Source organism: Streptomyces sp. NBC_01426, from assembly GCF_036231985.1.
Classification (GTDB): domain Bacteria; phylum Actinomycetota; class Actinomycetes; order Streptomycetales; family Streptomycetaceae; genus Streptomyces.
Genome location: NZ_CP109500.1, coordinates 2,366,929 through 2,379,857, shown reverse-complemented (window position 1 = coordinate 2,379,857; position 12,929 = coordinate 2,366,929). Strand labels below are relative to the sequence as shown.

The window sequence follows — 12,929 nt, the reverse complement described above, 5'->3', positions numbered from 1 at the left end:
CGTGGTGCGCTTGACAGGGAAATCGAACATCCATTCTCATGAGTTATCCACAGCTGAGCAGTGCGTGGGAGCGCATTGTCAGTGGCAGGCGTTAGCGTCAATGGCGTGAAGCGATCGACTCAAGCAAATCGGGTGGAACCCATGGCAGGCACCGACCGCGAGAAGGCTCTTGACGCCGCTCTCGCACAGATTGAACGGCAATTCGGCAAGGGTGCGGTCATGCGCCTCGGCGACAAGCCGAACGACCCCATCGAGGTCATCCCCACCGGATCGACCGCGCTGGACATCGCCCTGGGCGTCGGCGGGCTCCCCCGCGGCCGTGTGATCGAGGTGTACGGACCGGAGTCCTCCGGTAAGACCACCCTGACCCTGCACGCCGTGGCCAACGCCCAGAAGGCCGGCGGCACCGTCGCCTTCGTGGACGCCGAGCACGCGCTGGACCCCGAGTACGCCAAGGCCCTCGGCGTCGACACCGACAACCTCATCCTGTCCCAGCCGGACACCGGCGAGCAGGCGCTGGAGATCGTGGACATGCTGGTCCGCTCCGGTGCCCTCGACCTCATCGTCATCGACTCCGTCGCGGCGCTCGTGCCGCGCGCGGAGATCGAGGGCGAGATGGGTGACTCCCACGTGGGTCTCCAGGCCCGACTGATGAGCCAGGCGCTCCGGAAGATCACCGGTGCCCTCAACCAGTCCAAGACCACCGCGATCTTCATCAACCAGCTCCGCGAGAAGATCGGCGTGATGTTCGGCTCGCCGGAGACCACCACCGGTGGTCGCGCGCTGAAGTTCTACGCCTCGGTGCGTCTCGACATCCGCCGTATCGAGACCCTGAAGGACGGCACGGACGCGGTCGGCAACCGCACCCGCGTCAAGGTCGTCAAGAACAAGGTCGCGCCGCCGTTCAAGCAGGCCGAGTTCGACATCCTCTACGGCCAGGGCATCAGCCGCGAGGGCGGCCTGATCGACATGGGCGTGGAGCACGGCTTCGTGCGCAAGGCCGGCGCCTGGTACACGTACGAGGGCGACCAGCTCGGCCAGGGCAAGGAGAACGCCCGCAACTTCCTGAAGGACAACCCGGCCCTCGCCGACGAGATCGAGCGGAAGATCAAGGAGAAGCTGGGCGTGGGCGTGCGCAAGGTCGCCGAGGCCCCCGCCGAGGCCGGCGCGGACGCCCCCGCCGATGCCGCGGCCGTGCCCGCTCCGGCATCGAAGGCGAAGACGACGGCCAAGGCCGCCGTAGCCAAGAGCTGACCCGTGAGGGAGCAGGAAAGGGGCGGCGGAGCCGGTCGGGAGGGCCGCCGGGAGGGCGGTCGCGAAGCCCGCGGTGCGCTGCCGCCCCAGAGTCCCGAGGAGCAGGCGCGGGCGATCTGTCTGCGCCTGCTCACCGGGATGCCGCGAACCCGGCGGCAGCTCGCGGACGCCCTGGAGAAGCGGGGCATCCCCGAGGAGGTGTCACAGGAGGTCCTCTCCCGGTACGAGGAGGTGGGCCTGATCGACGACGCCGCCTTCGCCGGGGCCTGGGTGGAGTCCCGCCACCGCGGCCGGGGTCTGGCGCGACGGGCGCTCGCGCAGGAGCTGCGGACCAAGGGAGTGCACACCACCCTCGTGCAGGAGGCGCTGGAACAGCTGGACTCCGAGCAGGAGGAGGAGACGGCCCGGGAGCTCGTCGAGCGCAAGCTCCGCTCGACCCGGGGCCTGGAGCGGGACAAGCGGATCCGGCGCCTCGCCGGAATGCTGGCCCGCAAGGGGTACCCGGAGGGCATGGCCCTGCGGGTGGTCCGCCGCGCGTTGGAGACGGAGGACGTCGACGACGTCGACGCCCCGGAGTACCCCGGCGGCTGAACCGGCCCCCGGCCCGGCCCTCGGGGGGACGGGCGGCGGGCCGGCGCGGCCGCCGGGAGCGGGCCGGCGGCCTACACCGGCGGGCCGGTGCGGCGACCGGGCCGGAGCGACCGGGCCGGCGCGTGCGAGGGTGCGTCAGACGGCAGTGGTGGGGAGGCCGGCCGACTTCCAGGCCTGGAAGCCGCCCGTCAGGTCCGTCGCCCGGTGGAGCCCCAGGGCGTGGAGGGAGACCGCGGCCAGGGTGGAGGCGTAGCCCTCGTTGCAGATGACGACGACCTCGATGTCATGTCCCGTCGCCTCGGGGAGCCGGTGCGACCCCTGGGGGTCGAGGCGCCACTCCAGTTCGTTGCGCTCGACGACCAGCGAGCCCGGGATCAGCCCGTCACGCTCGCGCAGCGCCTGGTACCGGATGTCCACGAGGAGCGAGCCCTTGCGGGAGGCGGCGTACGCCCGTTCCGGCGAGACCCGGGCGTAGGTGGTCCTGAGGCGGTCGACGAGGGCGTCGATGCCTTCCGGTGCGGCGCTCACTGCCAGTCCGCCGGACGCTCGACGTGCTCCAGCCGCAGGATCTGCCCGCTGCGGCTGTAGCGGCGGATCAACGGGAGCGGCGGGTAGTACGCGTGGACGGAGACGGCGTGCTCGGCCGGGGACTCGTTGAGCACCTCGTGCACGTGGTGCAGGCCGAAGCCGCGACCCGCGCCCTCCGTCAGATCGCGCCTGCGGTCCACGTCCGGCGCCAGTTCGAGGGACTTCCAGCCCTCGGAGGGAAGGCGGACGGCCAGGGAGTGCTCGGTGAGCCGGCCGCGCGCGGTGGCGAACGCGCCCCGCGACTCGGCGTGGTCGTGCCAGCCGGTGCCGGTGCCCGGAGGCCAACCGATCAGCCAGGCCTCGCTGCCGCCGGGCCCGTCCAGCCGTACCCACGTACGGCCTTCGGGGTCGAGCGGGAGGGAGCCCACGATCTCGGGGTCCGCCGCGGTGCGCAGCGCGAAGTCGAGAAGCTCGGCGGTCGTCGGACCGGCCGAGATCAGGGTGGGGGAAGACATGGAATGACCGTCCTGGAGGTTCGCGAAGATGCGCGCGGGCCCGGAAGGGCACGGGGCGCGCGGGGGAAAGGGCGAATCAACAGGAAGGGCGACACACGCAGCCCGCGTAGCGGAGCAGGTCCATGTGAACCCTCCGCCACAGGCGTACGTCGTTGCCGGTCATGTCCGCGAGTGAAGCACGTGGACGGGAGACCGGTCAATCGATCACGGAGGTGGGTGTGGTCACGGCCGGGGTGATCGAGGGCGCGCGCGCCGGTTCGGGCGCCCCGCCGCGGACGGCGTCCGCCGCCTCGTACAGTTCCGCCGGCCGGACCCCCGCGAAGGTCGCCGCCAGGTGTCCGTCGGGCCGTACCAGCAGCACGGTGTGTGCCGGAGCCCCCGGATAGCTGTCCGCGACCAGCAGGTCCGCGCGGGTCGGGAGCGCGCCCACCGCGGCCGCGAGCCGGGGCATCAGACCGGCGCCGAGCCAGTGCCGGCGGTCCCACACCCCGGTGCCCGGGGCGACGAGGAGCACCAGCAGCCGGCCCCGCCCGAGCAGGTCGCGCAACGGCACGGTGGTGCCGTCGGGGGCGGTGACCGGGACGTCGGCCACCGGGCCGCCCGGTTCCGTGGCCGTCGGGACCTCCCGTACCGCCACCGGGGGGGCGTACGCGGGCTCCGCGCCCAAGGGCCCCCGGCCGAGGTGGCCGTCGGTGAGCAGGCCCTCGGCGGAACGGGCCGCACCGGGGAGGTAGGTGCGCAGGCCGCCCCCGCCGCGCAGCGCCGGCATGGCCTGGTCGGCGGCCCGCAGCCGGGCGGCGACCGCCCTGCGCCGTTCGTCCTCGTACCCGTCGAGCAGCGCCTCGGAGGCCCCCTGGTGCCAGGCCACCGCCAGCCTCCAGGCCAGGTTCTCGGCGTCCCGCAGCCCCTCCTCGACGCCCTGGGTGCCGAGCGCGCCCAGCAGGTGCGCCGCGTCCCCGGCGAGGTAGGCACGGCCGTCGCGCCAGCGCCGGGCGAGCCGGTGGTGCAGGGTGTGCACCCCGGTGTCGATCAGGTCGTACGGGGGAGTCGTGCCCCCGCACCAGGCCGCGAGGGTGTCCCGGATGAGGGTCACCAGGGCGTCCGGGGTGACGAGTTCGCCGCGCGAGGGGAGCAGCCAGTCCAGCCGCCAGACCCCGTCGGGCAGCGGGCGGGCGGTGACCTCGTGGTCCGCGCCGCGGTGCAGCAACGCCTCGCCGGGCCAGGGGAGTTCGGTACGCAGCGCGGCCACCGCGTGACGTTCCACGGCGGTCCGGCCGGGGAAGCGGATCCCGAGCAGCTTGCGGACGGTGGAACGGGCCCCGTCGCAGCCCACGAGATGGCTGCCGCGCCACCAGGTCGTCTCGCCGCCCCGGGTGTGCGCCGTGATGCCGCGCTCGTCCTGTTCCAGTGCGTCCAGGCGGCAGTCGGTCACCAGCCGGACCAGCGGGTGCGCGCCGGCGGCGTCGCGCAGTCCGCGCGTCAGGGCGTGCTGGGGCAGGTGCAGCGGGGTCGGGTGGTCCTCGAAGGTGATCCGGCCCGAGTCCCGGCCGCGTCGCATGGTGCGCCACGCGGCGAAGTAGGCGCCCTCGTCGCGCAGCGTCGTACAGCCGAGGCGGTGTGCCATCGCGGCGGTGTCGGCGTGCAGGACGACGGAGCGGGCCGGGCGGGGGTCGTCCTTGCCCGGGCCCTCGTCGAGTACGACGGTGGGTACGCCCGCGCCGGCCAGCGCGAGGGACAGCGCGAGCCCGACGGGGCCCGCACCGACGACGATCACCGGGTCCATGACGCGGCTCCCGATGTCCGGTATGTGATCACACAACGTATGCAACCGACTGGAAGTGCCTGCGTCAAGTGACGCTCGTCGGCGCAACGCGGTGTGGTGCGGCGGAAGGTCTCCGCCGCACCACACAGGCTACGCACCAGGACTGACTTGGTGTCAGTCGACCCGTCGGTCAGGCGCCACCACTGTTCGCGCCGGTGGCCACGTCGTCGACCCGCGCCGGCGCGACGGCGCCGGTGCTCCGCTTGGACTTGCGCTGCCTGCTCTCCATCCAGGACGCGAAGCTGGTGAGGGCGAAGTTGACCGCGACGTAGATCAGCGCGATCACCACGAAGGTCGCGATCGTGTTGCTGTAGTTCGCCGAGATCTGCCGGGACATCGACATCAGCTCGCCGAGGCCGAGCACCGTGCCGCCGAGCGCGGTGTCCTTGAGGATCACGACCAGCTGGCTGACCAGGGCCGGCAGCATCGCGGTGACGGCCTGCGGGATCAGCACGTGGACCATGGTCTGGCCCTTGCGCATGCCGATCGCCTTGGCGGCGTCGGTCTGCCCGTTCGGGAGGGACAGCACGCCCGCCCGGACGATCTCGGCGATGACCGAGGCGTTGTACAGCACCAGGCCCGTGACCACCGCGTACAGCGGGCGGACGTCGGAGGACACGCCGGTGTACTGGACGTACAGCGCGTAGCCGAACAGCATCAGCATGAGCACCGGGATGGCGCGGAAGAACTCGACGAACGCGCCGACGGGGGTCCGGACCCAGGCATGGTCGGACAGCCGGCCGATGCCCAGCAGCGCGCCCAGCGGCAGGGCGATCACCATGGCGATCACGCCGGCCTTGAGGGTCTCCAGCAGGCCGGGGATCAGGAACGTCGTCCAGACCTGGCTGTCGGTGACGAAGGGGCTCCACTTCTCGGCGTCGAGCTGGTTCTTGTCGGCCATGAGGCCGAGCGCCCACCACAAGGCGAGGCCGAGGAGCACGACGAAGACGCCGGAGTAGATCCAGTTCCGGGCCTTCGCCTTCGGACCCGGTGCGTCATACAGCACGGACGTCATCGCTTCACCGCCGCTCGCTTGGCCACCCAGCCCAGCAGCAGGCCGGTGGGCAGGGTCAGCAGGACGAAGCCCAGGGCGAAGACCCCGAAGACGGCGAAGAGCGCGTCGGCCTCGTTCTCGATCATTTCCTTCATCAGCAGGGCCGCTTCGGCCACGCCGATGGCCGCAGCCACCGTGGTGTTCTTGGTGAGTGCGATCAGTACGTTGGTGAGCGGCGCGATGACCGCCCGGAAGGCCTGGGGGAGCACGATCAGCCGGAGCACCTGGAAGAAGCTCAGGCCCAGCGCGCGCGCCGCCTCGGCCTGGCCCACGGGAACCGTGTTGATGCCCGAGCGCAGCGCCTCACAGACGAAGGTGCCGGTGTAGGCCGTCAGTCCGAGGACCGCCAGTCGGAAACCGGTGTCCTTGAACGTGGTGCCGCCCAGGGTGATGCCGAGGGTCTCGCTGAGGCCCAGCGAGCAGCCGATGATCACCAAGGTCAGCGGGGTGTTGCGCACCACGTTGACGTACGTGGTGCCGAAACCGCGCATCAGCGGGACCGGGCTGACCCGCATCCCCGCCAGGGCGGTGCCCCATATGAGGGACCCGATCGCCGAGTAGAGGGTGAGCTGAACCGTCACCCAGAAGGCTCCGAGCACGTCGTACTGCCCGGAATCAAGAAAGTCGAACACGTTGCCCTGCGCTCTCCCCAGGATGGCCGGTGAGGGGCGCCGCCGCCCGCGGCAGGCGGGCGGCGACGCTCCTCACCGAGGAATCAGCTGCCTTCGGTGATCTGCGGGGCAGGCTCGTTCTTGTAGCCGGCGGGGCCGAAGTTCTTCTTCACGGCCGCCTCCCAGGCGCCGTCCGAGACCATCTTCTTGAGCGCGGCGTTGATCTTGGTCTGGAGCTCCTTGTCGCCCTTCTTCAGACCGATGCCGTAGTTCTCGTTGCTCAGGCTCAGCCCGACCAGCTTGAACTTGCCCTTGTTCTTCTCCTGGGCGGCGTAGCCGGCCAGGATCGAGTTGTCCGTGGTCAGGGCGTCGACGGCCTTGCTCTCCAGGGCGGTCAGGCACTCGGAGTAGCCGGCGTTCTGCTTGAGGTCGGCCTCCGGGGCCAGCTTCTCCTTGACGTTCTGCGCCGAGGTGGAGCCGGTGACCGAGCAGAGCTTCTTCTTGTTCAGGTCCTCGGGCTTGGTGATCGACGTGTCGTCGGCGCGGACCAGCAGGTCCTGGTGCGCGAGGAGGTACGGGCCGGCGAAGTCGACCTTCGCCTTGCGCTTCTCGTTGATCGAGTAGCTCGCGACGACGAACTTCACGTCACCGTTGGAGATCAGGTTCTCGCGCTCGGCGCTGATGGCCTGCTTGAACTCGATCTGGTCGGGCTGGTAGCCGAGTTCCTTGGCCACGTAGGTCGCCACGTCGACGTCGAAACCGGTGTACTTGCCGTCCGGGGTCTTCAGGCCGACACCGGGCTGGTCGAACTTGATGCCGATGACGACCTTGTCCTTCTTGCCGCCACCGCTCGAACCGGCGTCGCCGGTCGCCTTGTCGCCGCTGCCGCCACAGGCGGTCGCGGTCAGGGCGAGAGCCACGGCCGCGGCGACGGCCGCACCGGCCTTGTAAAGCTTCATGGTGAACTTCCCTCGGATGAGACGTGGTTGAACGCCGAGCGAGACGTGCCGCGTCGGCGGGCCCGGTCGTGTCAGGGTTCTGACACCGGATCACTACCAGACGCGAGCGTCAGTGATGCAGGATCTTCGACAGGAAGTCCTTCGCGCGGTCGCTGCGGGGGTTGCTGAAGAACTGCTCGGGCGCCGCCTCTTCGACGATCTTCCCGTCGGCCATGAAGACGACCCGGTTGGCAGCGGAGCGGGCGAAGCCCATCTCGTGCGTGACGACCACCATGGTCATCCCCTCCCGGGCGAGCTGCTGCATGACCTCCAGCACCTCGTTGATCATCTCCGGGTCGAGAGCCGACGTCGGCTCGTCGAACAGCATCACCTTCGGGTCCATCGCCAGCGCGCGGGCGATCGCCACGCGCTGCTGCTGGCCACCGGAGAGCTGCGCCGGGTACTTGTCCGCCTGGGAACCGACGCCGACGCGGTCGAGCAGCGCCTTCGCCTTCTCCGTCGCCTCCGCCGCGTTCGTCTTGCGGACCTTCAGCTGGCCCAACATGACGTTCTGCAGGACCGTCTTGTGCGCGAACAGGTTGAACGACTGGAAGACCATGCCGACATCGGCTCGCAGTCGCGCCAATTCCTTGCCCTCGGAGGGCAGTTCCTTGCCGTCGACCGTGATGGTTCCCGAGTCGATGGTCTCCAGCCTGTTGATCGTCCGGCACAGCGTGGACTTGCCCGATCCCGAGGGACCGATCACCACGACGACCTCACCGCGGGCAATGCTCAGATCGATGTCCTGAAGCACGTGCAGCGCGCCGAAGTGCTTGTTGACGTTGCTCAGTACGACCAGGCTGTCCGCGGCAGCGGCCGCGTCCTGCACGTCCTTGGTCACTGATACTCCGCTCATCGGCTTCTTGCTCCGTCCTCCGTCGGTTGGGAGGACAGTAGTGACGAGGTACGCACACCGTCATCACATCTGAGGGAGAATTGAGCATAACGATCCGGCCTCGCCCGGATACGCTCCGTGCGCGACGCCCGTGACGGCACCCCTGTACTCGTACCGGGTGCATAACGGAAGACTCGCGGGCGCGGAAGTCCCTTGACGTGGGACTCTGCATCAGCGTGGATGCATGGTGGCCATGAAACCGACATGACGCCGCAAGAAGACCGCCACAACGGCGCCACCCGCCGACCGGACGGGACGGACGAGGGAAGGGTGACGCAGTGAGACTGCTGCTCGTCGAGGACGACGACCACGTCGCCGCCGCGCTGTCCGCGATCCTCGCCCGCCACGGCTTCCGGGTGACCCACGCCCGCAACGGCGAGGAGGCGCTTCAGGCACTCCTGCCGGCCGACGCCCCGCCCTTCGGAGTGGTCCTGCTCGACCTGGGCCTGCCCGACCAGGACGGCTACGAGGTGTGCGGCAAGATCCGCAAGCGCACCGCCACCCCCGTGATCATGGTGACCGCCCGCGGTGACGTGCGCTCCCGCATCCACGGCCTGAACATGGGCGCCGACGACTACGTGGTCAAGCCCTACGACACCGGCGAGCTCCTCGCCCGGATCCACGCCGTCGCCCGGCGCACCGGGGCCTCCGAGGAGGCCGCCGCCACCGGCACCGGAGCCCCCGCCATCGTCCGACTCGGCCCGGTCAGCATCGAGCTGCCCACCCGCCGGGTCACCGTCGACGGCGCCGACGTACCGCTCACCCGCAAGGAATTCGACCTGCTGGCCCTGCTCGCGCAGCGGCCCGGCGTCGTCTTCCGTCGCGAACAGATCATCAGCGAGGTGTGGCGCACCAGCTGGGAGGGCACCGGCCGGACCCTGGAGGTCCACGTCGCCTCGCTGCGCTCCAAGCTGAGCATGCCCGCCCTCATCGAGACCGTCCGCGGGGTGGGCTACCGGCTCGTCACCCCGGCCGCCCCCTAGCGGGGCCCCGTCGTGCGCGCCCGACTGCTTCCGCTCCTCGTCGTCCTGATGGCGGGCGTCCTGCTCGCGCTCGGCTTCCCGCTCGCCGTCAGCCTCGCCGCCGGACAACAGCAGCGGGTCGTGGTCGACCGGATCGACGACAGCGCCCGCTTCGCCGCCCTCGCCCAGTTCGTCATCGACGCCGAGGGCTCCGGCTCCACCGGCGCCGACGAACGCCGCGACACCCTCCAACTGGAACTCGCCCGCTACCAGGAGCTGTACGGCATCCGCGTCGGCATCTTCTACCGCGACGACAACGCCATGGCCCGCGCCCCCGGCTGGTGGCAGCTCCCCGAGTCCGGCGAAGGGCGCCGCGCCTTCGAAGAGGCCCTCGCCGGTCGACGCAGCCACGACCCGGGCCAGGTGTGGCCCTGGCAGACCCACGGCAAGCTCCTCGTCGTCTCCCCGGTCGTCCTCGACGGCGACGTCGTCGCCGTCGTCGCCACCGAATCGCCCACCGACCTGATGCGGGGCCGGATCCTGGAGGGCTGGCTCCTCATCGCGGGCGGCCTCGCCGCCGCCATGCTGGTCGCGTTCGGAGCCGCGCTGCGGCTCACCAGCTGGGTGCTCAAGCCCGTCCAGACCCTGGACGCGGCCGCCCACGGCATCTCCACCGGCAAGATGAACTCCCGGGTCGCGGCCGACAGCGGACCGCCGGAACTGCGACGCCTGGCCCACTCGTTCAACGAGATGGCGGACAACGTCGAAGAGGTGCTGGAGCAGCAGCGGGCGTTCGTCGCGGACGCCTCCCACCAACTGCGCAACCCGCTCGCCGCGCTGCTCCTGCGGATCGAACTCCTCGCCCTCGAACTGCCCGAGGGAAACGAGGAGATCGCTTCCGTGCGCACCGAGGGCAAACGCCTGACCCAGGTCCTCGACGACCTCCTCGACCTGGCCCTGGCCGAGCACGCCGCCGCCGAGATCTGCCTGATCGACATCGGCGGGCTGGCCGCCGAGCGGGTCACCGCCTGGCGCCCCTTCGCCGAGGAGAAGGGCGTGGAACTCACCGAGCCCGGCCCGGAGGCCGTCACCGGCTGGGCCGACCCCATCGCCCTGTCCAGCGCCCTCGACGCCGTCATCGACAACGCCCTCAAGTTCACCCCCCGCGGAGAACGCGTCGAGGTCGAGGTCTCCACCCAGGGGCGCTCCGCGCTCGTCACCGTCGCCGACCGGGGCCCCGGACTCACCCCCGAGGAACTGCTGCGCGTCGGCGACCGCTTCTGGCGCAGCGGACGCCACCAGAACGTCAAGGGATCCGGCCTGGGCCTGTCCATCTCCCGCGCCCTCCTCGCCTCGGGCGGCGGGTCCCTCGCGTACGAGACGAACCCGCCGCACGGACTGCGGGTGACGGTGGCCGTGCCGCACACCGACCCCCACGCGGACTAGCCGTACACCGACCCCCACGCGGACCAGGGGACCCTCCCGGCGGTTCAGTCGGGATCGTTCCAGGTCAAGGCGGTGCGGGCCGGCTCGGACAGCGTGTACAGCTCGTCCACGGCCCGTACCTCGAAGGCCGCCGCGCGTTCCCGTCCGGCGCGGGCGACGGCCGGCAGGTGGAGGGCGGCGCCGCAGGTGCCGCCGAGGAAGCGGCGGGCCCCGTCCGGCAGCAGGCGGTAGACCTCGTGGTGGCGGATCGCCCCGGGCGCGCGGCGCCACGACAGGCGGACCGAAGCCACACCGTCCCGCTGGGCCGAAGCCTCCACCCTCAGCGCGTCCGGGGCGGCCGGCCTCCGCCGCGCCGCGGTGTCGTGCACCGACAGGGCGCCGAGCCGCCAGCGCACCGGTCCCGTCCCGCGAGCCGTGATCCGTACGGCCAGCGCGTACGCGGTTCTCCCGGCGCGCGTCCCGAGAGCGACCCGGCCGGTGCGCCAGCCCGTACCGGAGCCGGGGTCGTCCACCCCGAACCAGGTGTACGGGACCGGCTCGCCCGCGGCCGCGGGCTCGCGCAGGGCGACGCCGACCTCCACGGCGACCGGGACGCCGCCCGGGGCGCGGGCGTGGACCAGGTCCAGGACCGTCGTACGGGTCAGGGGCAGCCGGGTGGCGTGCAGGCCGACGGCGGCGGGCGCGGTGAGGGCGCCCTCGACCAGGAGGCTGGAGCCGCCGCGCCACGCCTCGTCGAAGTCCAGGGTGACCGAGGGGCGCGGGCCGTCGGTGTCGACCACCCAGCGCCGCCCGGGCAGCACGTCCTGGAGGCCGAGCTGGTTCCAGGGCGCCGGCGAGGTGACCTCGCCGGCCTCGTACCAGCGCTCCCCGTGGCCCGTGTTGAACGCGCAGCCGAAGGGGAGGGCGGCGACGGTGGAGCGGTCGGCGACGACCGTGGCGGGTGCGCGCCAGCCGCTCTCGGGCGCCGGGCGGGCCGGGTCCAGGGACTCGCCCGTCCAGAACCGGTCGTCGGCCCGGTGGAAGGTGCCCGGGGACCGGTCGGTGAGGTGGTTGCGGGTCCACTCGGGCCGGTAGAGCCCGATGCCGACGACGTGGTCCCGCTCGCGCGGGACGATCGCGTCCCAGTCGACCTCCGCGTTCCAGCCGTGGGACTCGGTGTCCACCGCGGCCCACAGCTCGTGGCGGCTGCGGCCCAGTCGTTCGGCGAGCGCGCCGGATTCCGCCAGGGTCCGGGCCGTCCAGCGGAAGTCCACGAACATGGTGTCCGCGACCGTCCCGAAGCGGTCCTCGAAGAAGTCCCGGTTCAGCGCGTTCAGCGCCCCCTGCCACCCGACCCGGCCGGTGGTGTTCATTGCGTCGTACCAGGTGACACGCAGCCCGTGCCGTTCGCCCGCCGCCCGCAGGGCGCGCAGGAAACCCCGCGTCCGGCTCGCGAGCGCGCTGTCGCCGCCGTCCGTCTCGGCGTTGACGAACCAGCCGTCGAACCCGTACGTCCGCGCCACCCGGACGAGTTGCTCCGCGATCGGGAACCGGCCCGAGGCGTCCCGCCGCACCAGGTCACGGGTCCATCGCAGGTCACCGCCGTACGCGACGGGCGGCAGGAACACGTTGCCCAGCACCCGGACCCCGTTGCGGTGGGCCGCGTCGACCACGGGGGCGTTCGGGGCCAGCACGATCCCCTCCCCGGACGAGCCGCCCCAGAAGACCAGCTCGTCGATGTACGCCCAGTGCGTGAGCGCGTAGTGGTCGGCGGTCGCGGAACCCTGCGACGGGTTCCCCGCGGTCGGCCCGAAGGACACCAGCGAGGAGATCCGGGCCTGCCCGACCCGGGCGCCGGGATGCGGCGGCACGGGCGTGAACCGGCGCGCGAGGGGCACCGTCGAGGTGTTGTGGGCCAGGTCGGGATCCGAGGCCCGACTCCACTCGCGCAGCGACCGCCAGGTGATCCCGGGGCCGGGGCTCCCCTCCGGGAGCGAGTCCGGGAACCAGTACGAGGCGTACGGGGCGAGGTCCGCCGGGGGCGTCGGCCCGCCGACCGTCTCCTCCCCGCCGACCGTCCCCTCCCCGGCGGCCGTCGCCCGCGCGGGCCACGCCGCCGCGGCGGCGGCCCCGGCCCCGGCGGCGAGCACCACCCGCCGGGTCGGCCGGGCGGGGGAACGGCGAGGGGGCGGGGGAGTGCGCGGGTCGACACCGCGATCGGGCTCGGGCTCGTACATGCGGGGCTCCTCTGCGGAAGGGACGGCGGCCCCGTGG

13 protein-coding genes are annotated in these 12,929 nt (G+C 71.9%); 4 read left to right on the top strand and 9 right to left on the bottom strand.

Annotated elements, in window-relative coordinates:
- Positions 1–141 precede the first annotated feature (141 nt).
- Positions 142–1,254 (top strand): recombinase RecA, encoded by a 1,113-nt coding sequence (recA, locus tag OG906_RS10240; RefSeq protein ID WP_329441957.1) that lies wholly within the window; start codon positions 142–144, stop codon positions 1,252–1,254.
- A 3-nt stretch (positions 1,255–1,257) separates the two neighbouring features.
- Positions 1,258–1,845: a recombination regulator RecX gene (gene recX, locus OG906_RS10235; RefSeq protein WP_385636144.1), complete on the top strand. Its 588-nt coding sequence runs from the start codon at positions 1,258–1,260 to the stop codon at positions 1,843–1,845.
- 135 nt (positions 1,846–1,980) lie between these two features.
- Here the strand turns inward: recX and OG906_RS10230 are convergent, their stop codons facing one another.
- From OG906_RS10230 to OG906_RS10195, 8 genes are all read right to left on the bottom strand, one after another.
- Positions 1,981–2,373, bottom strand: coding sequence for a rhodanese-like domain-containing protein (locus tag OG906_RS10230; RefSeq protein ID WP_329441954.1), 393 nt, complete (start codon positions 2,371–2,373; stop codon positions 1,981–1,983).
- On the bottom strand, positions 2,370–2,888 hold the full coding sequence (locus OG906_RS10225; protein WP_329441952.1) for a cysteine dioxygenase: 519 nt from the start codon (positions 2,886–2,888) through the stop codon (positions 2,370–2,372). The genes OG906_RS10230 and OG906_RS10225 overlap by 4 nt, the downstream gene beginning before the upstream one ends.
- Before the next feature lie 76 nt (positions 2,889–2,964).
- Positions 2,965–3,012, bottom strand: coding sequence for a hypothetical protein (locus OG906_RS43605; RefSeq protein WP_311314449.1), 48 nt, complete (start codon positions 3,010–3,012; stop codon positions 2,965–2,967).
- Positions 3,013–3,084: 72 nt separating this feature from the next.
- Entirely contained in the window at positions 3,085–4,671 is a 1,587-nt protein-coding gene (locus OG906_RS10215; protein ID WP_329441950.1) for an FAD-dependent monooxygenase, read from the bottom strand.
- A 169-nt stretch (positions 4,672–4,840) separates the two neighbouring features.
- A complete protein-coding gene (locus OG906_RS10210) occupies positions 4,841–5,725 on the bottom strand; it encodes an amino acid ABC transporter permease (RefSeq protein WP_329441948.1) in 885 nt (294 codons plus the stop codon).
- On the bottom strand, positions 5,722–6,396 hold the full coding sequence (locus OG906_RS10205) for an amino acid ABC transporter permease (protein ID WP_329441946.1): 675 nt from the start codon (positions 6,394–6,396) through the stop codon (positions 5,722–5,724). Before OG906_RS10205 ends, OG906_RS10210 begins: the two co-directional genes overlap by 4 nt.
- 83 nt (positions 6,397–6,479) lie before the next feature.
- Positions 6,480–7,334, bottom strand: coding sequence for a glutamate ABC transporter substrate-binding protein (locus OG906_RS10200; RefSeq protein ID WP_267800229.1), 855 nt, complete (start codon positions 7,332–7,334; stop codon positions 6,480–6,482).
- 109 nt (positions 7,335–7,443) lie between these two features.
- On the bottom strand, positions 7,444–8,229 hold the full coding sequence (locus tag OG906_RS10195; protein WP_329441943.1) for an amino acid ABC transporter ATP-binding protein: 786 nt from the start codon (positions 8,227–8,229) through the stop codon (positions 7,444–7,446).
- A gap of 317 nt (positions 8,230–8,546) precedes the next feature.
- Here OG906_RS10195 and OG906_RS10190 point away from each other — a divergent pair, with 317 nt between their 5' ends.
- Together OG906_RS10190 and OG906_RS10185 are read left to right on the top strand one after the other, a co-directional pair.
- Complete coding sequence (locus tag OG906_RS10190) at positions 8,547–9,251, top strand: response regulator transcription factor (protein ID WP_267800230.1); 705 nt, start codon at positions 8,547–8,549, stop codon at positions 9,249–9,251.
- Positions 9,252–9,263: 12 nt separating this feature from the next.
- Entirely contained in the window at positions 9,264–10,676 is a 1,413-nt protein-coding gene (locus OG906_RS10185; RefSeq protein ID WP_267800231.1) for a sensor histidine kinase, read from the top strand.
- A 44-nt stretch (positions 10,677–10,720) separates the two neighbouring features.
- Here the strand turns inward: OG906_RS10185 and OG906_RS10180 are convergent, their stop codons facing one another.
- Positions 10,721–12,892: an endo-beta-N-acetylglucosaminidase gene (locus OG906_RS10180; RefSeq protein ID WP_329441939.1), complete on the bottom strand. Its 2,172-nt coding sequence runs from the start codon at positions 12,890–12,892 to the stop codon at positions 10,721–10,723.
- Positions 12,893–12,929: the final 37 nt, after the last annotated feature.